Source organism: Paenibacillus lautus NBRC 15380 (genome assembly GCF_004000945.1).
Lineage (GTDB): Bacteria > Bacillota > Bacilli > Paenibacillales > Paenibacillaceae > Paenibacillus_AQ > Paenibacillus_AQ lautus.
In genome coordinates, this window is record NZ_BIMF01000007.1 from 159,522 (window position 1) to 181,396 (window position 21,875).

Consider the following 21,875-nt stretch of genomic DNA (forward strand, 5'->3'; position numbering starts at 1 on the left):
TTGTTCATGCTCCGTTCATATTGCATTCATTAAGAGGACATCTTGGTTGGCTAGACTTGTATGAGTGGACCACAAGGCCATTGTACAGATAACAATAACCAGAGGAGCTGAAAAGTTGACACAAGCAGCAGGAAAGGAAGTAAGGAATTATAGTGAGTATTTCTTCGCTACTTGCTTCGGACAGTCAAACCATTACCGGGATCGGACACACTGGCAAGCAATTAATTCATTTCACCGGTTTCCTAGCAGATAGCGGAACTCCGGTTGAGTTGTTGCAGCTCGTTAGCCAACTGAATTTTTTACTTGTTTCGATTTTTTACATGTTTCGATTTCTAAAACCCAGAAGAACCTAAAAAGCGAATCGGATTCCTTCAAAATTAAACGATACATAACCCATGAGATTGTCTAGATTCTTGTCCCGAGTCAATAGGGGCTCTACCTTTCCCGTTAAGAAAACGAAATCTTCTATACGTTCAGAAGAGGGGACCGGCGAATCCGTTCAAACGAGCGATGACGCCGATTTGACCGACATGATACGACTCATGATCGAAAACATGATGGAAAATCCATCGCAGCGTTGGCGGTGAAGGCGGTTCCCAACCGTCTGAAAAACGAGGGAGCTGTACGGCGGGCTCGTGTTCATCGTATTCCATAGAGTTGAGTTTAAGGTCTGTATGGTCCCGAATGTCGATATATGCCTGCAAAATTTGCTGAGGGTGATCCAAGACTCGTTGAAGTCGTCGCTCTCTCTTAAGAACCATCACGTTAATCCATTCGTCTTCGCTGCGCGCGATGTGCTCAATGATCCAAGCGATGGAATTCGGGTGGTCCGGATGCATTGCATACCACTGTACTTCAGTCAATTGATTTAAATAAGGGATCAATATCTTTCTTGCATCATTTCGATAAGGAAAAAAAGGTAGCGAGTTTCATGAATTCCTCCAAGAAAAATAGATTAGGTACAGGTACTTACAACCAAATGTCATTGCAACTTATTTTTAGAGTCATGACGTTCTGATTGGCGATGCAATTTTGAAGGTCTTGAACAGTAATTGTATCATAAGAAGCTTCAACTAACGGGGACATTTAAAGACTGACATTATGCTGTCAGTGTTTCAATCCTATAATTGAAGTGATTTTTTTAACGAGTGCAAGAGCCAAGAATAATCCCCCTTAACAAAGGTACCTGGTTTCAGCTTCCGGCAGAGGGTGGGGAACGTGAATGGGATTGTTACGGCAACGTGTTGGGTTGGGGCACTGCAGATGTTTATGCTATAAACGGAGGATAACAGGATTATATCGCGAATCATGGTAGGAGTAACAAAGTTGATTATTTCAGGAGGCGGCGACATGTTGAAATTATTCGAGTATAACTGGCAAGTTCGCAATGACTGGTTTGACTGGTGCGATATGGTGAGCGAGGAAGAGCTATTGATAAGACGCACCGGCGGCATAGGAAGCATTCTTTACACACTATATCACATCGTGACAGTCGAATATGCCTGGTTGTGCGGGGATTTGCAAGGGAGAGAGCTGAATATCCCTTCGTTCGAAGATTGTGCCAGCGTGCAAGGATTACGAGATTATTCGGCCCGAAGCCACGCTGAAATTGCACCTTTCGTCTACGCTTGGAATGGTAGCTTGGAAGACCATATCATGTTTGATACAAACCAAGACGGGGAGCAGGAAAGCTTTAGATTCGGTGAAGTGATGCGGCACGTGATCGCCCACGAAATTCACCATATCGGTCAATTGTCTATATGGTCACGAGAAATCGGAAAGAAGCCGGTTACTGCAAACTTGATTTACAGAGGATTATTCGATTTTAGAGAATAAAACTATCTTGAGGACAAAAACATGGTCCCATAGAAAGTCGTTTTTTAAGCGGCTTTTTTGTTTTGCCGGTACAAGTTCTTGTTCCGAGTCGAGGACTAGAACTTGTACCGATTGCCGAAAAGGATAAGAAGAAGTTCCGGTTACCGATTAGATTGTTTATATCTTTAGGTATTCGGCTAATTGATCGAAGGTTCCGGTAAATCCGTTCTGAACGATCTCACGTGAAGAAAAGAAAGTTTTGTTCTCTTCCTCAGTTGGGGATATGGGAACAATAATTGTTGAAAGAGTTGTTTTTCCTTTGTCCTCGATGAACGTGATAGTATTCAAGATTTCTAGTGGCCAATTTGGGTCAAAGGGTGCACGTACAACGTTACCTTCCTCGTCAGAAAAGAAGCTGGTGTAAACAATTTTCTCCGATGCAATAATTTCGTTGTATACAAATTTAACCCACATTATGTCACCGTCAGAAGGTTTTTGGCTGTAATGAAAGACACCGCCCGGGCGAAAATCTGCTTTCGCTACATGAAACGCCCACCCTTTTGGGCCCCACCAGTTCCGCAGATGTTGTGATTCGGTGAATGCCTTAAACACAAGTTCTCGTGGAGCATTGAAAGTATAAGTGATTTCGATTTGAGATGACATTGCGATTCCTCCAATAATCTTTTTTGTATTCCTCTCTTTAGCAGATCCTTCCGAATTACCGTCTCCCGGCATTCAATGATCCTTCGCAATGATGTATGATGCAGTCGCGCATTACGCCATTTCGCTGTTACTTTTCTTGCAACCTCAACAAGCCTCGAATCACTAATTACACGCAGATGTTTAGATACCTGCATTTGACGGAGCAAAAGTCGTTCAGCTATCTCGCCTACAGTAAAGGGGGCAGTTACGAAAAGCTCGACAAATGTGTAATCTGTTGGGCTCGGGCTAGTGCACTCAATGTTGTCATGTTCTCGCCCATATAAACGTATCTCCTTTCTGGATACAATATAACAATGCAGGAATATTCCTGTCAAGGAATACATCGAATAAAGTATTTGGTTCAAACGATCCGCTGAACTAACGGGGAAACGATAGCTCAATAAGAACAAGTAGGAAGCCGATCAAGGTTTATCGACTGCGACCTGGGATGATTATGCCATCATGTCAATGATCGAAAGTGGATTGGGAATAAGTATTTTGCCAGAGCTTATTTTGCAACTTAATTACCAGGACAATAGGAGAGGCCTAAGTCGGGGGACAAGAAATTGTTCGGATTACCGATTAGATAAGCATTTAACTATATTTCACTGCTCTATTTTATTAACCTAACGGGAAGCGTTAATTCAATAAAACAGCGACAGTCTAGGACATTATTTCGTCCTTAGCTGTCGCTGTTTCAATTTTAAGACTCATTTCGAATAGCGAATAGCCGCATGAAAAAAAGTTTTCCAGACGAATACAAAGGCCGCATCGTACAATCCTAATCCCTGAATACTTCTGCTCCCATGTCGAACTATACTTTTTTAACAATTCATTAAAAAAGAATGATGATCTTTTGTCGGCCCGTACCCTCCAATCGCTTCAACATCGAAGCGGTTATCATCTTCAAATCTTTTTTTGTATATCTGTGCCGTCCCGGAAGCGTTTTGTAATTCGTATAATATTTATCGCCAATCTGTTCAATGGTCAAAATTTTTGTTGCGTTCCGATTCTTTATTGCATTCAAATAGTTCCTCTCTTTCTCAAGCTGAATATAGTTTATACTTCCATTTCTATTTTGTAACAATATCAATTCTTTAACTATCCCGTTATGATCCACCCGAAAATGAACTCTGCCAATTTCCTGCATGCATCCAACACTTCCTTTCTAGCGGTTAAAACAGTATATGAATTCATAATCGTATTGGAATGTGTTAAAGGTCCAAGTCCCATCAATTTGGACAGAAGCGATCCGACAAGCTGCCTAATCATCTCCACGGATTCCAAATACAATAAAATTAGCATGTCGAACCCCAGTTTGACACACTGAAGCCAAAGTCCCTCTGGTAACTCTTAAATACCGGACGATTAAATAAGGTTATGTAAAGTTCATAGATTCGGAATCCGATCATAATCCCTCATCCATAAAATAGGCGGAATCGGTAGGAAGTAGGCCCATACGGCTCCGCATATGCCACATACAATGTTTTGTTATCGAATGATTGCAAAGGGGATGATATTCTGGGCTCCAAATATCGTCCGGTGATTGCCGTCACGGGTAGCGCCGGAAAAACGACGACCAAGGAAATGATCGCATCGATTTTGCGAAGAAAATGGAAAATCTATAAAACCAAAGATAATATGAATCTCCCCGCTTACATTGATAAGCAAAGAAAAGAAATCTCGTCCAAGCATAGAGCAGTCGTCCTGGAGTACGGGATGTCAAAGGCGGGCCATATCCGAAAAAGCTGCCAGCTGATTAAACCGAACATCGGCGTCGTCACCATGGTAGGAGCCGCGCATATCGGCAATTTCGGGGGAAGCATAAGAAGAGTGGCCCAAGCAAAATCGGAGCTTATCCGAGGCATGAATCAATCCGGAATGCTGTTTCTCAATGCGGATGACCGAAATTCGAGGTATTTGACCACCAAAGGTTTTCGAGGTAGGTTATTCAAGGTTTCGCTTTATAAAAACGCGAATTACCAGGCCAGCCGGATCGCCTTCACGGAAACCGGGATGTCGTTCAGTGTTGAAATTAACCGAAAACAGATCCGCTTCCACATCCCTGCTTTCGGCAAGCATAATATCTACAATGCACTTTTTGCCATCGGGGTGGCACGGCAGCTCGGTATTTCGGCCGACATGATAAGAAAAGGGCTGGAGAGCTATCAAAAGCCGGACCGGCGGCTAGTCATCTACCGGCTTAGAAAACATGTCAAAGTGATCGATGACACCTTCAGCGCCAATCCGCAAGCAGTGCAAGCGGCGGTCGATGTCCTGGCAGGGATCGGCAGGGGGAAACGGATTTTCGTTCTGGGCGATATGTTGGAACTTGGACGTTACTCCAAGAAGGGCCACCAAATCGTTGGAGCTTATGCGGCAAGGAAAAAGGTCCATCATCTTCTGACCTACGGCAGAGACTCCCGACATGCTCGAAACGCCGCTGTAAGGTCAGGGTTATCTTCCATCCAGGCCAGACATTTTAACGACAGGAGAGCGCTGCACGCGGCTTTGTTCAGATTGACTACGCCGAGCACGACGATTCTTGTCAAAGGATCGCATAAAATGAGAATGAACCGAACTGTAAAGTACATCAGTAATCAGGTACAGAGCAGAAACCGGATAGATTCTAGAAGACGGGCAGAAAGAAAAAAGAAAGCGGGAAAGAAGCGATAAAAGGCAGGCTGTATATAAGCCGTAAGCATTTCCGAATGCAATCATTAATAGTCCACCCAGCTGTCACCGAAGATATCAAGCAGGCTGGTTCCATATACCATACTGCCTTCGCTGTGGACTTGGGAGCTGCCGGCCATTCCATAGTAGGTGAAGAGTTTATAAAGGCTACTCTTGTGAGTAGTCTTTTTTTGCTAAATTTCTCCCTAATTTATGGAAATATGATATTCTTAAGAAAAAATATTACAGGGGAGAGAGCAGGATGTCGGACCATGATGAACTAGCGGAACAAAGACGAAAAAATTTAAAGCTCATTCATTTCAGCAAAGAGGATCAAACGCTTGTTGAGTCGGAGAAACCAAAGGAGACATTTGCCGACGTCGGAGGGCTGGAAGAGGTTAAGAAAAAAATCAGAATGAATTTTATATTGCCTCTGAAGCAGCCGGAAGTATTTGCCGCATACGGCAAACAAGCTGTAGGGAGCTTGCTCTTGTATGGGCCTCCAGGATGCGGCAAAACATTTTTGGCACGTGCGGTGGCAGGCGAGATCGATGCTAATTTTTTACATGTCGAGCTTCAGTCTATTCTTTCCATGTATGCTGGCCAGAGCGAGCACAACTTACACGATATATTCGAAAGAGCGCGGGAAAGCAAGCCGTGCGTTATTTTCATTGATGAAATCGACGCGCTTGGAGGAAGCCGTCATCAAATGCGCCAGCATCATGACCGCATGCTTGTTAACCAATTATTGCTGGAGCTTGACGGTCTGCAGGCCGAGAACGATAACGTGTTTATCATCGGAGCAACCAATACGCCTTGGTACCTTGATTCCGCATTGAGACGCCCCGGGCGCTTTAACCATCTTGTTTTTGTACCGCCGCCTGAAGAGACAGAACGGCAAACCATTCTGGAACTGAAGCTATCCGGTAAGCCGCTGGGTTCGCTGAACCTGCCCAAAATTGCAGCAGAGACGAAAGTTTATTCCGGTGCCGATTTAGAGCAGCTAGTCAATGATGCCGTAGAATCAGCGATGGAGCGAACCTTTGAGAAGGGTGAGGTCCAGCCTATCACTCAGGACGATTTAAAGAGATCAGCAAAAGGCCGGAAGGCAACGACGCTGGATTGGTTTGCTACCGCAAAGAATTATGCGACATTCAGTGATGTAAACCGCGATTATCAAATCGTGTTGGATTACATTAAGAAGCATGGCGTCAAGTCATAATTGGTTATGGGGGGATAGAGCAGGTGGAGAACTTACATAATTACGCCGCTTATACTAAGGCGCAGCAGCTTATCGAATGGAGGCGGTATAAAGAAGCGTTAAAGGAAGCTGAGCAGCTAATGAGACAAGAACCGGAGGACCCGGATGTCTTTGCGCTAATCTCGAATATTCACCTATTTATGAATGAATATGACAAAGCGCTGCATTGGTCAAACCAGGCGCTTAGGCGGGAGCCGCAGCAGGAGCTGGCCTGGTATGTGCGGGTCAGCGTTTACTACGCTACGGATAAGGATCGGGCTTTCGAAGAAGCTCTGCAAGAGGCCTTACGGATAGATCCCTATGAGCCTTATTATTATTATCTACAAGCAAATATGTTGAACAAGAAGGGCAGGTCAAGCCAAGCGAAGACGGCACTTTCGCATGCACTTGAACTGCGTCCGGAATCACCATTATATTTGGCTGTGTTAAGCTATACGGAAGCGTTGCTGAGAAATTTTGAGGATTCTGCTAGGTTAGAAAGACTCGCCCTCAAAAATAATATGGAATCGTCAGAAGTATATTTTTTTCTCGGCTTGGCGGCTGGCCAGCGTGGAGAATACAAGTTGAAAGAGACGTATATGCGGAATGCCGTTCGCTTAGATCCAGAAGACAAACAGTACCAGGATGAATATCTAGAGGCGCTTCAGCATAACGAAATGTTATTTAAAATATTTTTGTGGCCAGTCAAATTTTTGAGGAAAATGAAGAATTGGCAAATTTTGCTCACCTGGGCTGTGGCGGTGCTCTTATTTAGGCCTTTGTTAATCCTGTTCATCGTGTTGTATGTACTCTCGCATTGGGTAACCAAAGCCATCGTGCACGTCAAAGTCTTTGGCTGGGGACGCAGAGGAGTATAAGAATATCGAGAGGAAAAGATATATGGCTGTTTGGGAGAGAGGAAGATGAAATGAATAAAGACAAATTATGCTTGGAAATAAAAGAAGCAGAAGAATCCCAGTTGAGTTTCCTTGTTACTCAGTTTTCACCTGGTAATCCTATGTTCCAATACAACCGATATGCTACACAAAAGAGAGGTGAGGGACTATACTTAATCGCTTGGCATCATAACACCCCTGTTGGCCATTTCTTACTACGCTGGAGCGGTCCTAATGATGAGCCTGTAACTAAATTAGTGGATATTACCCATAGCGCTTTCTTAGAGGCTGGGTTAACAGTATATGAATATCGGAGACAAGGTGTTGCAACAGCCATAATCCAAGAAGCCGAACGTTTAGCAAAAGAAAAGGGTTGTACCTGTATAGGGTTAGAGGTGGGAATAAATAATCCGGAAGCCAAACGACTTTATGAAAAATTGGGCTATGTGGATTGGGGCCATGGGGATTTTTTAATCAGTTGGGAACAGATTGACGAGAATGGAAATAAAGGAATCGGAACAGAAGTTGTGATATATATGCAAAAAAGTTTGATTGATTAACTAAGGGGAAACGATCGCTCAATAATGAAAATAGACGGGGCTATCTCAAAAGTCATTCAGTAGATGACAGAGGGATACCCCTTTTGTTATAAGTAGTCAAGTTCCTGACAACAGCTTTATTTAGTTAACGAGCAAAATGACAACGAATGCAGCTGATATGATGCAGTTCTCATTTTTATATTGACTATTAGTTTGGGCATTAAATAATCGGGCTTCAAGTGACTAAATTCACTTTAGGAGATGAGCGGAGATGGAAACACGTGTGAATCAAATTGAATTGAATGGGCGCACTTTTCAATACCCGTTGATCTAAAGCTAAAACGCGGTATTTTTCTCTAATGCAACAGCGACTTGATCCCATGATTCTGCACTTTTTCCCAGCGCGTGAAGTGCAACAAGCGGCGGTGGTTAAAGTCCGCTGACGTGTCAGGTACAATCTGATCCTTTACATAAAGAAAGAGCGCATATTCGTATTCTGAAATTTTGCCCTTTTGCTTCAATAAAAATTAGGTAACAGTGATAGCCTTTGGAAACTTACGAATTAAGAAACTGTTTTACGTATGCAGACGGAAAGCTTGTCTCCGTAGTGAGCGGCCTGGTGGGTGAACCATCGGGCCAATGGCAGAGTTTAAGAGTAGCTGCTTCCGCACCAAAAAATGCAGCGGAGATCAGGGTAGCCTTCAATTTTAATGGTGACCAAAACGGCAGTTATTTCGTTGACAGCGTCACATTGGAGTCGCAAACTTCCTCCCCATACTTAACGAATTTAGGACCGCAATCTTCGAGTTTAACCTTGATGACGGCTGCATTCGGTAAGGATGGGAATGGCCAGGATGCTTTGTTCACGGTCGCACAGGGTGATCCGGCACAATTCATCGTGATGGATGTTGCTTCGAAGTGAAGTCCACTCATCCACTTGTTGCGCTTGACGGAAGCAACGTATCGGCAGCTTGGGCGATTGTGACAGCTTCCGAAGGGAAGGTATACATTGGCAGTACGCCGAACGGGACGTTGTTTCAATATGATCCGGCAGTGGATAAAATGCGGGCGATGGCAAACCAGTTCCTACCGATACCGTTATCTGGACGCTTGTAGCCGGGGAAGATGGCAAAGTGTATGGTGGAACAGGATATTCCCAAACGCTGTTCGAATATGATCCTGCATCCGACCAGACCAGAATCCTTAAATCCTTCAAGACTTCTTCGAAAGAGTCTCATATCCGCAGCCTTGCTTACGATTCCGATCGTCAAATAATCTATGTGGGGGGAGCCGATGTCGCCAAGCTTTATCAATACGATCTCGCAAGCGGAACATCCACCGCGCTTCATCCGCCTGAATTTAACGGCATGACTTCGGTTTATGATCTCCGGTATGCAGGGGGCAAATTATTCGTGCGCGTGGATCCAGGACCCGTTATGTGTGTCTATGATCCCGATACCTCCAGCTGGATCGTAAATAAAAATACGGCCTACAATGCCCGGGGATTCTCACCATTATCGCCTGATGGCAAAACGGTGTTCTACACCTATTATGAGACTCTCCCGGAAGGCGTGCAGCAAGCAGTGGTCGCTTTATTCGTATGATGTCAATACGGGGGTTTACGGCTCGCTGGGCGTGGATGTCAAAGGAGCAGGCGTCGCTTTTGGTTATGTTCAGCTGGATCAGGCAAAGTATCCGGGCTGGACATTGGTCGGATTGGCTGGAAATAGCGGCAGGGCATTTTATTACAATCTGGAAACCGGTTTGATTGAGACGCCGGAGCTTCCGTTTCCGGCACAGTTTGTGGAATTGTTTAACATCGGGAAGAGCACAGACGGGCAGATGCTGTCTTCGGGCTTCATTTCAGGCGGGGGAATGGGAATTTACTCGCCGATCCGTAACGAGACCAAGCATTATCCTCAAATCGGCCAAGTCGAAGGATTCGGTTCCTTGAACGGAAAGATGTATCTCGGCGTTTATTCTAGAGCGACCATCTTTGAATACGAACCAGCCAAACCATGGAACCGAACGGACCCATCAGAACCGAATAATCCGCTGCGGCTTGGTCAGCTGGGTTCGGAGCAAGACTGTTGGAGAGCAATGCGGAAAAGCTTGCGCAGGACGATTTTGGCAACTTCTATTTCAAATATGGCAGCGAGCTGATGTCTTCCTTGAGAGAGGAAGAACGACTAAGGAGTTATCCGGCGCTCATATTGAGTATTTGAGCAGCCGTCCGGATAAGGCGGAGATTGACCCAAAAGGAAGGATTATCGCCAAGCATCCGGGGCAAGCTGAGTTGTCGATTCGAAATACATTGAACGGAGTAACAGTTGAATCCAATAAAATCAAGGTGAAAATAACCGGACCTTTTTAAAACTGTTCATGACATATAGCAATATGAGGCCGTTGTCCTGGACAACGGCTCTTTGCTTTATTGTCCAGTGATTCATGGGGACAAGAACATATACCTATAAGTCGATTCCGATGGTTTAGTGCTGTGTTTCAAGTAATCGGTTATGCAGTTGCAATCGTTTTAACCGCTACTTGAAAGAAATAAAAATGATGAGCTGAACTTTTGAAAATATTTCTTTTCGGAAGCGAGAAGTCCTTACCAGTTTAAACCGGTATTTTAGTCTCAGATGACAAGAGACAAAAGTTATTGGATCCAATGATTTCTGATGTCGTGGTTAGGGCAATGGATATAGGGGTGAAGTTGAAAAATAGAACTATTTCCTTAATCAGCCATTATTCAATATCCAAGTAATAACAGGAGAATACACAGAGATTGGGGACAGTTAATACTGATTCTATTAGAGTAATGGCTTGATTTTGTGGAATTCTGCCGAGGGACAAAAACGTGTTTATGTCTCTGTTCTTAATCGATTTTGATCTGTAAAAACGTATCCTGTCTTTAGAATAAAATAGTTTTAATAGGTAGTTAAGTGAAGTTGAGTGGAGTCGGTGAAAAGCAAAAATTAGTAAAGATTAACTATCTTGACTAGGGTTTCATAAAGGTTAACAGTAGCATCAAAACAATTCTAGAAAGACAATATTGAACAAAAGACCTATCGATTTTTATTTGGAAACAAGATACAGTAATTGTAAATCGAATACATAATATGATCATGGTTTACAATTTAAATACTTTATTTGTACGACAATAGCAAACCCACCGAAAGGTGGCGACGCAAAGCTATAGGGGCTAATGCGGGATCCACTGTGACCGCGATGCCAGCCAGTTGCCGAATACAACGGGAAACCTCCGTTTTATTCATTATTTTGAATTGAAGAAAGGGGTTTTTTTGACGTTCCAAAAAACAACGCCTAGCTTCGCTATAACAAGTAAAGAGCTATACGAGCCGTAGTCATATTGGCTCAGGAGGAGACTCGAGGAAAGGAGTCCCTGCCTCTGTTGAGGCCCGATTACAAGCTGGCCGAAACTTCCGATTACATACAAAGACCTAATATCCACTGGATATCGGTCTGCTACGGGAAACAAGATAATCTATTCAGCACAATAAGATCGGAGTGTGAAAGCTCCATACGTCCGGAACGTGTCATTTTTGCGGTGTTGAAGGGGGACATTACTTCATCGCAGAATGCGAAGAGGATTTTTCTGTTCGTTAACAATCAGACATTAATGAATCGATTATCCGGGAGGTTGATGGTCATGGAACAAACGACATGTGAAGTATCAATTGACGAATTGCTGAGGGGGGGATGGGCCAACGATGAAGGAAACCGGGTTAGTTTTTCCCTTGATTTTGCAACGACCCGAAAACTCCATGAACTTGCGTTCAATTTCGGAATAACTGTGGATATGGCACTTATGGCTTGTTATGCGATCCTGCTTGCCAAATACACCGGCGAGGATGATCCTGTAATTGGGTATATGTTGGAAAGCCAGATGTTTCCTATACGTTACTCTCCTACTGTACATAAGCCATTAGGTGAGTTTCTGATAGAAGTTAAGCATACCACGATGCAAGCACTCGAAGATCGGAATATGCGTAAGAATCTGAGCGGCAACCCGTTCATCAAAGCGGCGTTTACTTGGCAAAACGCCAATACCACTCCTTTGAAATCCGATCATTTGGGGACGTTTGAGCTTGCTTTGACGGCTTTTAAGAAGGAATCTATCATGATACGCCTTGAATATTCGACCCGCTCGTACAGAAAAGAAACAATCGAGCAGATGGGTGGCCACTTGAGCCGTATTGTGCATGAAGTAGCGGATTTCCCCGAGAAAGTGATTGCCGACATACGCATGATGTCCGAAGAAGAGGAGAGACAGATTCAGGCTTTCAGCGGTACTAAGACGGACTATCCTTCCGGCCAAACGGTCCATTACTTGTTTGAGGAACAGGTCCGCTTAACCCCCGATCGCCCGGCGGTCATGACCGAGGACCATCAGATGTCCTATCGGGAATTGAACGAACACGCGAATCAGCTTGCACAAGCACTGCAGGATCATGGCGTTAAGCCGGAGAGCGTCGTTGGCATTGTCGCGGATCGGTCTGTCAGTATGATTGTCGGGCTTACAGCCATATTGAAGGCTGGCGGAGCTTATATGCCCATCGAAGCCGATTCTCCGTGTGAAAGAATCGAATATATGCTCGAGGACAGTCGGGCGGGATTTTTGCTGGCCCCTTCCAGTTGGAAGCCTGACTTTGCATTTGAAGGAAAAGTAATTTATTGGGACAACGCGCAGCTTTACCTTGACAGCTGTCCCCATACGATATCTGCAGTAACCTCACAAAGTCTAGCGTATATCATCTATACTTCTGGATCAACGGGGACACCGAAAGGGGTCATGGTTGAACATCGCAACATCGCAAGACTGGTCAAGAATACTAATTATTTCAACTTTTCTAAGGAGCATCGAATTTTGCAAACCGGTACAATTGCATTCGATGCGTCGACCTTTGAAATTTGGGGATCCCTTTTGAACGGATCTACCTTGTATTTAATGAAGGACACGGACCTATTTGACCTTCACAAATTGAAGGAAACCATCATCGGCCACCGCATTACGGCTTGGTTTCTGACTACGGCTCTGTTCCATAATCTGGCCGAACAAGATCCAGACGCCTTTTGTACGTTAGACACCTTGCTAGTCGGCGGAGAAGCGTTATCGCCGAAGCACGTAAATGCCGTAAGTAAGAGGTGTCCCGGTCTGCGGATGGTCAATACGTACGGTCCGACGGAAAACACGACGTTCTCCACTTTTTTCCCGATCGAACGTGATTGCGAATCCGCCATTCCAATTGGCAGACCAATATGCAATTCCTCCGCTTATATCCTTGATAAACAGTTGAAGCTTCAGCCCATCGGGGTAGTGGGGGAGCTTTGCGTCGGAGGAGACGGTATCGCGCGGGGGTATGTGAACCGGCTGGAATTGACAGAAGCCAAGTTTGTGGAACATCCGCTCCTCGGAGAAAGGTTATATCGAACGGGGGATTTGGCCCTGTGGCTGCCGGATGGCAATATCGAAATGATTGGACGAATCGACGATCAAGTGAAGATCCGAGGGTATCGAGTGGAACCGGGAGAAATCGAGACTCGGCTATTGGAACACAACGGAATCTCGAAAGCCGCGGTAGCCGTCAAAGCCGACGGAAGTGGAAATCCGATAATATGCGCGTATTTTGTTGCGAAACAGGTGTTGTCCGAAACGGAAGTCAAGGCGTATTTAGCCCGGAATTTGCCTGAATATTTCCTGCCCTCTCTTGTGGTGCAGATGGAAAGTTTGCCGCTTACCCCTAACGGGAAAGTCGATAAAAAAGCTCTGCCGGACCCTGATCTTCTTCGTCCGATGCTCGTCAACTGAGACGAAGCGCTAAACGAATCGCAGCAAATGCTTAGAGGCAGGGAGCTTCTTATACATCACAGTCTAGTGTTCGTTGTTTTTTAAAGCTTGATCTTCGTTTCAATGTAGCGGCAGTCAAGGACACTTATCGGTCCGTCTGCCGCTGTTTCAATATCCTAATGATATGCTGCAGGACAGTATTTATCAATTCGTGTATCGTTAGTAATTACAAGGCTGCTCGTGAGCTCAATGCATGGGAGAGGATGGGATGCTAATGGCGAAAAAGTACAAGGTTCTTGTCCCGAGCCAACGACAACAACTTGTACCGATTGCCGCAAAGGACAAGAACTTAGTCCCATTACCGCGCGATTCCAAAGATCCGTGAGCGGTATGATCAAGCTCCGGCAGTAATAGTCAAAGGTCCAAATGTTGGCAAGCCGTCAAGGGATTCCAGTGATGGGGGAATGATTCGTACCCCGGTGTCACACAACAGCAAAAAGGGGCCGTTTCTCAAGATCTAAGATCATTTGGGACGGCCCCCTATTTACAGTATGTTTTATATAAATGTAAAGAAAATGGTATGGGTCTCTAAAACCTGTTGTCCTGGGTGGGTCAGTTACTCTTTAACCGAACCCAGCGTAATCCCGTGGATGAAGAAGCGCTGGAGGAACGGATAAACGATAAGGACGGGCAGCATCGCGATGAAGATCTTGGCGGCATCGAGTGTCCGGTTGGACAACTCAGACAAGCGACGGTACTGGTCCTCGGACATCGTCGATGGATCGACCGAGACGACGAGCTGCTGGATATACGTCTGGAGTGGATAGAATTGCTCACGTGACATGAAGATCAGACCGTACAAGAATTCATTCCAGTGATACACGATACTGAACAGCGAGACGGTCGCCAGCACCGGCACGGCCAGCGGGATGTAGATCTTGAATAGGATGTACCATGGTCCCGCACCGTCGACAAGGGCAGCTTCATCCAGCTCCTTGGGCAGGTTGCGGAAGAAGTTCATCGTGAGTATGACGTTGAAGACGAGTGTCTGCGCGCCGCCGACCAGGACAAGTGCCCAGATGCTGTTCAGCATGTTGAGCTCTTTGACCGTCAGATACAGCGGGATCAGACCGCCGTTAAACAACATGGTGAAAATGAGAATCCACATGAACACATTGCGCCCCTTGAACTCTCTTGCGGTCCGCGAGAGCGGGTAAGACATGAGCACAACAATGATAAAATTGAGTATAACCCCCAGCAGCACTCGCTGGGTCGAGGTCCAGAAGGACCGGAAGAACTGATTGTCATTGAGAATCTGGGCATATGCGTTAAGATTGAAATCGACCGGCCATAGCCAGACCTTACCGGCCGCAGCGGCAGAGTTGGAGCTAAGCGAAAGGGAGAACGTGTACCAGATCGGCAGGATGCATGACAAAGTAATGCCAATCAGGACTACAATCAGTATAATATCAGTCACTCGGTTGCCGAACGTCCGATCTCTGACCACGGTCAGCACCTCCTACTCTAGTTGGAATGGGATGAGTTTAAATAGCTTTGCATCAGGATGAATTCTTAGAATATGCGATAGTTAACAAAACGGTATGCCAGATAATAAGAGACGGATATCAGCAGGAAGCCCACAACGGACTTCAGCAGGCCGACGGCGGTCGCAAGTTCATATTGCAGGTTGAGCAGACCTGTACGATAGACCCAGGTGTCAATAATATCACCTGTAGAATAGACGAGCGGGTTGTACAGGTTGAAGATCTGGTCGAAGCCCGCGTTAAGCACATTACCCAAGCTGAGTACCGTAAGCAATACGGCTGTCGTGCGAATCCCGGGCAGCGTGATATGCCAGAGACTTCTCCAGCGTCCTGCGCCATCGATGTTGGCGGCTTCGTACAGTGCCGGGTTAATTCCGGTCAGCGCCGCAAGATAGATAATGGTACCAAAACCGAATTCCTTCCAGACGTCACTGCCGACAACGAGGAACGGGAACAGCTGGGAATCGGCAAAGAACAGCTTGGGCTGGAATCCGAACAAAGCAGTCAATTGATTGACGGGGCCGTTGTAGGAGAACAGATCAAGTACAATGCCCCCCAGAATAACCCAGGATAAAAAGTGAGGCAGATAAACAATGGTCTGAATCCAGCGTCTGAGAATCATCAGACGCAGCTCATTGAGCATGAGTGCAAACAGCAGAGGCGCAATCAGATTAGCGACAATCTTCATGGACGCGATGACAAGCGTATTGATAAAGACTTCCTGTGTATCCTTCAGCAATAACATATACTTGAAGTGCTCAAGCCCCGCCCAATCCGAGCCCAGTATACCTTTGCCAGGATTAAAATATTGGAACGAAATGACGATGCCGAACATCGGAACGATGCTGAAGACGAACAGCCATAGAAATCCCGGGATCAGCATCAGATAATAATGTTTGGCGAAACCTTTCATTCGCATGACAGCACTCCTTTCCCTGAATCCTACATCGAATGTTCCAGAGCTCCTGTCAGGTGCCCGGAGCTCTGGCTATGTGGTTCGTTATATGCCTTAAGATTACTTTGCCAGCGCGTCCGCAACCTCCTGAGTAATCTGGTCCCCGCCTTGACGCTTCCAGTTCTCGACGAAGGAGTCGAATGTCTCCAGCGGAGCCGCACCCATGATGATGCGCAGGAAGGTCTCATCCTCCAACTTGCGCAGATTTACCCAACGGCTCTCCATTAACGGCGTCTGCTCATACAGAAGACTGGTTACCTCCTCAAACTCGGTATCAACCAGCGGCCTGCCGCCTACCATGATGGAGTACGCTCGAGTCCATGCTCCCCAGTTCGCTTCAGGGTTCCATGTTGAAAGATCCATAGAATCATGAGGCTCGTTTTTGATCGTCTTGATACTGGCGATGTCCGAAGGCAGCAGTTTGTAGGCTTTGTCATCCGCAAAATCCTCTGCGGTTTTATTGCCGGCCAGCACATCACGGAGGGCTTTGACTGTAAATTCAATTTCATCGGATGGAGCGTGTACCACGCGGAGCGGATAGTAACCGGGACCGCCTTTGCTCGGGTCAAAGGTGTTCTCTTGCTCGTTTTTAAACAAATTGTTAAGTAATTTCATAGGAACTTCTGGATGCTCGTAATCTTTCCGAACCACCACAAACTCAGTAGAAGGTGTAGCAGCATGTGGTCTAAATTCGCCATTTTGATTCAAAGGCAGGGCATAAGCTTGCCAGTTGGCTTCGGGATCATTTTTTACGGCATTGGTTAGCGGACCGTAAGCCATCCACCATGGCGCAAAGAACATTCCGGATTTTCCGGCGATAATGGGCTCATCCGCTTTGTTGCGAACACCCATCTCAGGGTCAATAAGTCCCTTGGAATACAAGTCTCTTAAACTAGCTAACGCCTCACGAGTCTCCGGCAGGATCGAGCCGTACACAGGGCTGCCATCCTCGCCCTCGAGCCAGTATCCAGGGAACGAGTCATGCGCGGAGAAAATGGCGTCAAAACCGTATAAATTGTTCTTCGACTCAAGGAAGTTCGCATACAGCTTACCACCACTCTCCGGTCCGGTGATCCCAATCGTATCGCGCTGACCGTTGCCATCCGGATCATCTTCGACGAAAGCACGGGCGACGTCCTCAAGTTCTGCCATCGTGGTTGGCGGTTCAAGGTTCAGCTTATCCAGCCAGTCCTGACGGATCCACAGGAGGTGAATGCCGTCGGCATTCGCCTGCACACCCGGAAGGGCCATCATTTTGCCATCGAAGGTTACTGCATCCAAGGCAGCACCGTTGGTGTTTTCGATGATTGTCTTTATGTCCGGGGATGCATATTGCTCATACACCTCAGTTAGATCGGCAATTTGGCCGGCTTCGACCAATTGGCGCAGCTCAACGGCATTGACGACCATAGCATCCGGCAAATCGTTACTTGCAATGGCGAGACTAATTCTTTGTCGAAGATTCTGGCCAGAGGCAGCAAATTGATGATCGACGTCCACATTAAGCGCTTCCTTAATCTGACGAGTGTATTGATTGTCCAGCGGCGTGTCGCCAGGCGGCAATTCATTATCGGTGGGATCGATTTCAATACTGATGCTGATCTGGACAGGTTCTTCATAGCGGCCAAATGGATCAGCGGGTTCGCTTGATTCCGCGCTTTTCTCCGGTGCAGCCGGCGTGTTATTAGTTATATTGCTGCAAGCACCTAGAACGAGAAAACAGGCCAGTAAAAGCGCAAACATATTTGACTTGTTCTTCATAATTACACCCCTTCTTTCAGATTGAATGGAATAACTATCCTCATGGACTATTTAACTGTAACACAATGAAACCGCCTTCAAGGATAGAAGGTGGTTTCTAAATGAGGGGGTCATATGTACAAAAATTTACGGCTGTTCCGGGTGGTTGGACATTTCACCCACTAAAGAGAAGACATTTGTCTACCCGTGATTTTTTCATTTGAAAGATAACAGTTTAGGCACCTGATTTATTGAAATCTTTGCTCAATAATCATTTTTATTTGTGTTATATTCTAGAAAGATTTTTCCACCTGTTTCTATTTATGCACGTCTTAGACCTGATTCAAAGAGAGGAGGAGTCCATTTCAATAGTGAGTTTCAGGGCCCTGGGAAACGACATGGGGGGCGCTCGAGTTTACAGACACTTCACTAAGTAATCGATGGGGATGAAACGATGAAACCGGAAAAGGATTGGCAGTCCCGCCTGAAGCGATTGACCTTGAAAAATAGAATTCTTTTACTGTTCGCCGCAGCAACATTGATCCCTTTCATCTGCACCTGTTATCTTTCATACAACACCATTACATCCATTCTGAATACGAAGCTGCAATCCGGAATTCAAAGCAATTTAAAGCAGGTCAGATTGTCGCTTGAGAACACGCTGGACAATCTGAATCACGTTTCCCAACAACTGACCTTTAAGGGGAATGTCGGTAGGCAGCTTGAGATGTTTTTGATGGCGAAGCAGCCGTATGACCGGAGTTATCTGACGGACGAAATCAAAAATCAACTGAATCTCATCACATTCACGAATCCCAATGTCGGATTAACGCTGTATTATTTACGCGACGATCAGACCACTCTTTTTGAGAATACAGGCATGAAACAACCATTCGATATCGATAACCTTCCAATCCTCGCAGAGTATTATGGCATCACCTATTTTGGACCGCATATCAGTAAAGATCGATTCAACAATCAATATGTGCTTTCTGCCTTGCGAAAGGTGGATTTGCCGGAGAGGGAGGATGCCTACGTCTACATTGAGTCCGGTTTCAAGCTGACGCAGAGCATTCTTGATTTGGATGAAGTCAGCAAGCATACCAATCATTTAATTCTGGACAACAACGGAAGAATTTCATACAGCGAACTTCAAGATATCTTTCCTGAAAATTCATTTTTTTCGGACTCACCAGAGCCTTCGCTGGTAACAGGTATTACTTCCAACTATTATTGGTATCGACAAGTCAGCAATCAGGGCTGGAGTGTGGTCTCACTTATTGCGCAATCCGACTACAACCGCGAGAAAAATCGCTGGATGATGCAGATGCTGGGGCTGGCGCTGCTGTTCGCTGTAGTCAGTCTGACGATTGGCGGGCTTTTATGGAAAATGGTGTACCGGCCGCTGTCGCACTTCAATAAGGAGATCAAATCGATTGCGGGCAGCAATTTTAATGCGGCTGCCACGCATTCGCGCATCCCGGAATTTGAGATGTTGTTAAATCAATTTCAACATATGAAGGTACAGATTACGCAGCTGTATTCTGAAGTCAAGGCCAAGGAGAAGCGCAGAGCGGATCTGGAGATCGAGAAGCTGCAGTATCAGATTAATCCGCATTTTCTAATGAATACGCTGGATACCGCTCACTGGCTTGCCGTTATGAACGGTCAGGAGGAGATCGACAGGCTTGTTACTTCGTTGAACAAACTGCTTTACTATAATCTCCGCAAAGGCAACAGTGTCGCGACGATCAGGGATGAGATTGATTCACTGAAACAATATCTCATTCTCCAGCAGATTCGATACAATTTTCAGTTCGATGTCAATATACACGTGGACGACGCATTGCTTGAAGTGACGGTTCCTAGATTCATTCTGCAGCCGTTGGTAGAAAATTCGCTGTATCACGGGCTAGATGACAACGGCATGATCGAGGTGGAGGTTAGAAAGAATGACAGACTAGAGATTGAAATTCGAGATAACGGTGGGGGGATCTCTAAGGATACGATTGAGGCATTGCTTGAGCAGGAACAGGCTGAGCACCATCGAGTGGGAATGGGAATCGGACTGAATTATGTCAAACGAATGTTAGAATTTCATTACGAAGGGAAAGCGATTCTTTCGGTATCAAGCGAGCTTGGCATAGGTACCCGCATCATCATTTCGATTCAAATCGGGGAGGGGAATTAAACGAAATGATCCATGTTCTCATCGTAGACGACGACAAGCTTGTACGTAAGGGACTGATGTCCTTTTTGCCCTGGGAATCGTTCGGAATGAGAGTTGTAGGCGAAGCTGCAAACGGGGAGAAGGCGCTCGATTTTCTGAAGGCGAATCGGGTGGATTTGTTAATGACCGATCTAGCCATGCCGGTGATGTCGGGCATCGAATTAATTCGGGTTGTACGCAAGCAATATCCGAATATCGCGATCGCCGTGTTGACGCTTCATCAGGATTTTGAATACATCCAGGAAGCGCTGCGACTGGGTGCCATTGATTACATTGCCAAGGTAGAGCTTGAAAAAGAACAGTTCGAAGAAGTGTTTCGGCGTATTCACTCGCGCATTGTGGAAGAGAAGCAGAAGCACAAGAATGAGTCGGATTCGATAGTAGAGGCTTGTTCTTGCGATACGGCCTATGCGCTATTGAAGTTCCCGGATGAGCCATTAACAAGCAGAATGGTTGCGGATTGCGTTTCCTTGGGCTGGATAGCCGAAGCGGAAGGCTCTATTCTGATGTGGTTGAAGGATCTTGCCAAGGAGGTTCAGCCTCAAGGCAATTACGAAGAAGACCCGTTGCCGCCGCATCCAAACGGAACGCGCAGCACCGGATGGCATATGGTGCGGCTACGGCATACAGCCGATTTATCTCCATCCGATCTGCATCAACGGATACGGGCCTACAGGAGCAGAGATTTTTTCTACGACTGTGACGGCAATGAACCCTATCCGATTGAGAAATCTGTCATGGAGCTGCTGGCGGAACATCCTGAACCGGGAGACGAAGAGATGGACACTGTGAAGGAATTACTACACGCCTTCACATGGGTCCATAACGATGAAGCCTTTGATAAGCTTTGTAGTCGATTAAAAGAACTGCGTATCCCCGTCTCAAAGCTAATGCAATGGATCTACGGCTTTATGGTTGACTTGAACCGGCTCTATAGAGCGATACAACCGGATGATATCAAGCTTCCTGACACATTTACGTGCTGGCGGGAGGTTGTGGACTGGCTCAAACATTTTAGGGAAATTGGGATAACGCTGTCAGGCAGCCTGCAGCTGAGCCCGGAAGTGAGCGGCAGCATTATGACCGCGGTAAAGATCGTGCACGACGAACTTGAGTGTCCGTTATTCGCTATCGATGTCGCGAAGCGGGTCAATCTGAGCCGAAGCTACTTCTATCAATGTTTCAAAGAAATCGTAGGCTTTTCCTTCAATGAATATCTGCGCAAGGTACGGATCGATAAAGCGCGGGAATATCTGGAGCAGACGGCCAGGCCCATTGTCTGGATTGCCAAGCAAACCGGATACGAAGACGAGAAATATTTCAGCAGAACTTTTCGAGAGCAGACAGGCATGCTGCCGAGCGAATATAGACAGCAGTATAAGTCGAGGTAGAGTAAGAGCTTTAATAAGGAGGATGGCCAGCCGTGTCTGGATCGGCTCAATAGGATCACGGTTATTTGATGCCATCAGAAAAGGCCGAGTTTGACAAGAACTTGCATACTTAGCGATTAAGATGAGCGGCTAATTAGGCAACCTATTAAGCTAACGGGCAGAATAGTTATAGTAGTTCCCCCCCTCTTTTTTTCGATTGGGGAATGTTATAATTGCAATTACGACTTGGCACAGCTGCGTATAAAGGAATGGCGATATATTTAGATGTCTATAACCCGCCGATGCCTACTATTGATACAAACGGATACTGATGTAATCGAAGTTGTCTCTCGGATCAAAGA

At 45.9% G+C, this 21,875-nt stretch carries 18 protein-coding genes, 1 pseudogene and 1 riboswitch; of the genes and pseudogenes, 13 read left to right on the forward strand and 6 right to left on the reverse strand.

Annotated features, from left to right (window positions below; all coding sequences use genetic code 11):
- The first annotated feature begins 152 nt into the window (after positions 1-152).
- Positions 153-353, forward strand: coding sequence for a DUF6173 family protein (locus PLA01S_RS33035; RefSeq protein WP_371860419.1), 201 nt, complete (start codon positions 153-155; stop codon positions 351-353).
- 120 nt (positions 354-473) lie between these two features.
- Here the strand turns inward: PLA01S_RS33035 and PLA01S_RS15120 are convergent.
- A pseudogene (locus PLA01S_RS15120) lies at positions 474-905 on the reverse strand (DinB family protein); the annotation flags it as partial.
- A gap of 445 nt (positions 906-1,350) precedes the next feature.
- On the opposite strand from PLA01S_RS15120, the gene PLA01S_RS15125 reads away from it, so the two are divergent.
- Entirely contained in the window at positions 1,351-1,836 is a 486-nt protein-coding gene (locus PLA01S_RS15125; RefSeq protein ID WP_127592918.1) for a DinB family protein, read from the forward strand.
- Positions 1,837-1,992: 156 nt separating this feature from the next.
- Here PLA01S_RS15125 and PLA01S_RS15130 read toward each other — a convergent pair whose 3' ends face one another.
- Both PLA01S_RS15130 and PLA01S_RS31975 read right to left on the reverse strand, forming a co-directional pair.
- Complete coding sequence (locus PLA01S_RS15130; protein ID WP_246059540.1) at positions 1,993-2,550, reverse strand: SRPBCC domain-containing protein; 558 nt, start codon at positions 2,548-2,550, stop codon at positions 1,993-1,995.
- Between the two features lie 802 nt (positions 2,551-3,352).
- Complete coding sequence (locus PLA01S_RS31975; RefSeq protein ID WP_164817427.1) at positions 3,353-3,667, reverse strand: hypothetical protein; 315 nt, start codon at positions 3,665-3,667, stop codon at positions 3,353-3,355.
- A gap of 338 nt (positions 3,668-4,005) precedes the next feature.
- On the opposite strand from PLA01S_RS31975, the gene PLA01S_RS15140 reads away from it, so the two are divergent.
- The 9 genes from PLA01S_RS15140 (at position 4,006) to PLA01S_RS15170 (ending at position 13,695) form a co-directional block, all read left to right on the forward strand.
- Positions 4,006-5,193, forward strand: coding sequence for a UDP-N-acetylmuramoyl-tripeptide--D-alanyl-D-alanine ligase (locus PLA01S_RS15140; RefSeq protein ID WP_246059541.1), 1,188 nt, complete (start codon positions 4,006-4,008; stop codon positions 5,191-5,193).
- Positions 5,194-5,452: 259 nt separating this feature from the next.
- Positions 5,453-6,412: an ATP-binding protein gene (locus PLA01S_RS15145; RefSeq protein WP_127592920.1), complete on the forward strand. Its 960-nt coding sequence runs from the start codon at positions 5,453-5,455 to the stop codon at positions 6,410-6,412.
- Between the two features lie 23 nt (positions 6,413-6,435).
- Positions 6,436-7,308 (forward strand): tetratricopeptide repeat protein, encoded by an 873-nt coding sequence (locus PLA01S_RS15150; RefSeq protein WP_127592921.1) that lies wholly within the window; start codon positions 6,436-6,438, stop codon positions 7,306-7,308.
- 50 nt (positions 7,309-7,358) lie between these two features.
- Positions 7,359-7,886, forward strand: a complete 528-nt coding sequence (locus PLA01S_RS15155) for a GNAT family N-acetyltransferase (RefSeq protein WP_127592922.1) — start codon at positions 7,359-7,361, stop codon at positions 7,884-7,886.
- Positions 7,887-8,484: 598 nt separating this feature from the next.
- The gene (locus PLA01S_RS32575; protein WP_246059544.1) at positions 8,485-8,787 is read left to right on the forward strand and encodes a hypothetical protein; all 303 of its coding nucleotides are present in this window, start codon (positions 8,485-8,487) and stop codon (positions 8,785-8,787) included.
- Positions 8,784-8,981 carry a hypothetical protein gene (locus PLA01S_RS32580; RefSeq protein ID WP_246059546.1) on the forward strand — a complete coding sequence of 66 codons (198 nt, stop codon included), beginning with the start codon at positions 8,784-8,786 and terminating at the stop codon, positions 8,979-8,981. Before PLA01S_RS32575 ends, PLA01S_RS32580 begins: the two co-directional genes overlap by 4 nt.
- Positions 8,982-8,998: 17 nt before the next feature.
- A complete protein-coding gene (locus PLA01S_RS32585) occupies positions 8,999-9,469 on the forward strand; it encodes a Kelch repeat-containing protein (RefSeq protein WP_246059548.1) in 471 nt (156 codons plus the stop codon).
- Positions 9,417-10,028 (forward strand): hypothetical protein, encoded by a 612-nt coding sequence (locus PLA01S_RS32590; protein WP_246059550.1) that lies wholly within the window; start codon positions 9,417-9,419, stop codon positions 10,026-10,028. The genes PLA01S_RS32585 and PLA01S_RS32590 overlap by 53 nt, the downstream gene beginning before the upstream one ends.
- A gap of 989 nt (positions 10,029-11,017) precedes the next feature.
- Positions 11,018-11,112: riboswitch (cyclic di-GMP riboswitch) on the forward strand.
- 423 nt (positions 11,113-11,535) lie between these two features.
- On the forward strand, positions 11,536-13,695 hold the full coding sequence (locus PLA01S_RS15170; RefSeq protein ID WP_164817428.1) for a non-ribosomal peptide synthetase: 2,160 nt from the start codon (positions 11,536-11,538) through the stop codon (positions 13,693-13,695).
- Positions 13,696-14,290: 595 nt separating this feature from the next.
- Here the strand turns inward: PLA01S_RS15170 and PLA01S_RS15175 are convergent.
- From PLA01S_RS15175 to PLA01S_RS15185, 3 genes are all read right to left on the reverse strand, one after another.
- Positions 14,291-15,181, reverse strand: a complete 891-nt coding sequence (locus PLA01S_RS15175) for a carbohydrate ABC transporter permease (RefSeq protein ID WP_127592924.1) — start codon at positions 15,179-15,181, stop codon at positions 14,291-14,293.
- 65 nt (positions 15,182-15,246) lie between these two features.
- The gene (locus PLA01S_RS15180; RefSeq protein WP_100537312.1) at positions 15,247-16,137 is read right to left on the reverse strand and encodes an ABC transporter permease; all 891 of its coding nucleotides are present in this window, start codon (positions 16,135-16,137) and stop codon (positions 15,247-15,249) included.
- 96 nt (positions 16,138-16,233) lie between these two features.
- Positions 16,234-17,934 carry an extracellular solute-binding protein gene (locus tag PLA01S_RS15185; protein WP_127592925.1) on the reverse strand — a complete coding sequence of 567 codons (1,701 nt, stop codon included), beginning with the start codon at positions 17,932-17,934 and terminating at the stop codon, positions 16,234-16,236.
- Positions 17,935-18,367: 433 nt separating this feature from the next.
- On the opposite strand from PLA01S_RS15185, the gene PLA01S_RS15190 reads away from it, so the two are divergent.
- Together PLA01S_RS15190 and PLA01S_RS15195 are read left to right on the forward strand one after the other, a co-directional pair.
- The gene (locus PLA01S_RS15190) at positions 18,368-20,104 is read left to right on the forward strand and encodes a sensor histidine kinase (protein ID WP_127592926.1); all 1,737 of its coding nucleotides are present in this window, start codon (positions 18,368-18,370) and stop codon (positions 20,102-20,104) included.
- A gap of 5 nt (positions 20,105-20,109) precedes the next feature.
- A complete protein-coding gene (locus PLA01S_RS15195) occupies positions 20,110-21,534 on the forward strand; it encodes a response regulator (RefSeq protein ID WP_127592927.1) in 1,425 nt (474 codons plus the stop codon).
- The last annotated feature ends 341 nt before the right edge of the window (positions 21,535-21,875 follow it).

What these genes read in the sequence shown, in the direction of transcription:
- PLA01S_RS15125 (WP_127592918.1), top strand. Translation starts at nt 1,351, where the DNA reads ATGTTGAAATTATTCGAGTATAACTGGCAAGTTCGCAATGACTGGTTT.
- PLA01S_RS15130 (WP_246059540.1), bottom strand. Translation starts at nt 2,550, where the DNA reads ATGCCGGGAGACGGTAATTCGGAAGGATCTGCTAAAGAGAGGAATACA.
- PLA01S_RS31975 (WP_164817427.1), bottom strand. Translation starts at nt 3,667, where the DNA reads ATGCAGGAAATTGGCAGAGTTCATTTTCGGGTGGATCATAACGGGATA.
- PLA01S_RS15145 (WP_127592920.1), top strand. Translation starts at nt 5,453, where the DNA reads ATGTCGGACCATGATGAACTAGCGGAACAAAGACGAAAAAATTTAAAG.
- PLA01S_RS15155 (WP_127592922.1), top strand. Translation starts at nt 7,359, where the DNA reads ATGAATAAAGACAAATTATGCTTGGAAATAAAAGAAGCAGAAGAATCC.
- PLA01S_RS32590 (WP_246059550.1), top strand. Translation starts at nt 9,417, where the DNA reads ATGAGACTCTCCCGGAAGGCGTGCAGCAAGCAGTGGTCGCTTTATTCG.
- PLA01S_RS15170 (WP_164817428.1), top strand. Translation starts at nt 11,536, where the DNA reads ATGGAACAAACGACATGTGAAGTATCAATTGACGAATTGCTGAGGGGG.
- PLA01S_RS15180 (WP_100537312.1), bottom strand. Translation starts at nt 16,137, where the DNA reads ATGCGAATGAAAGGTTTCGCCAAACATTATTATCTGATGCTGATCCCG.
- PLA01S_RS15185 (WP_127592925.1), bottom strand. Translation starts at nt 17,934, where the DNA reads ATGAAGAACAAGTCAAATATGTTTGCGCTTTTACTGGCCTGTTTTCTC.
- PLA01S_RS15190 (WP_127592926.1), top strand. Translation starts at nt 18,368, where the DNA reads ATGAAACCGGAAAAGGATTGGCAGTCCCGCCTGAAGCGATTGACCTTG.
- PLA01S_RS15195 (WP_127592927.1), top strand. Translation starts at nt 20,110, where the DNA reads ATGATCCATGTTCTCATCGTAGACGACGACAAGCTTGTACGTAAGGGA.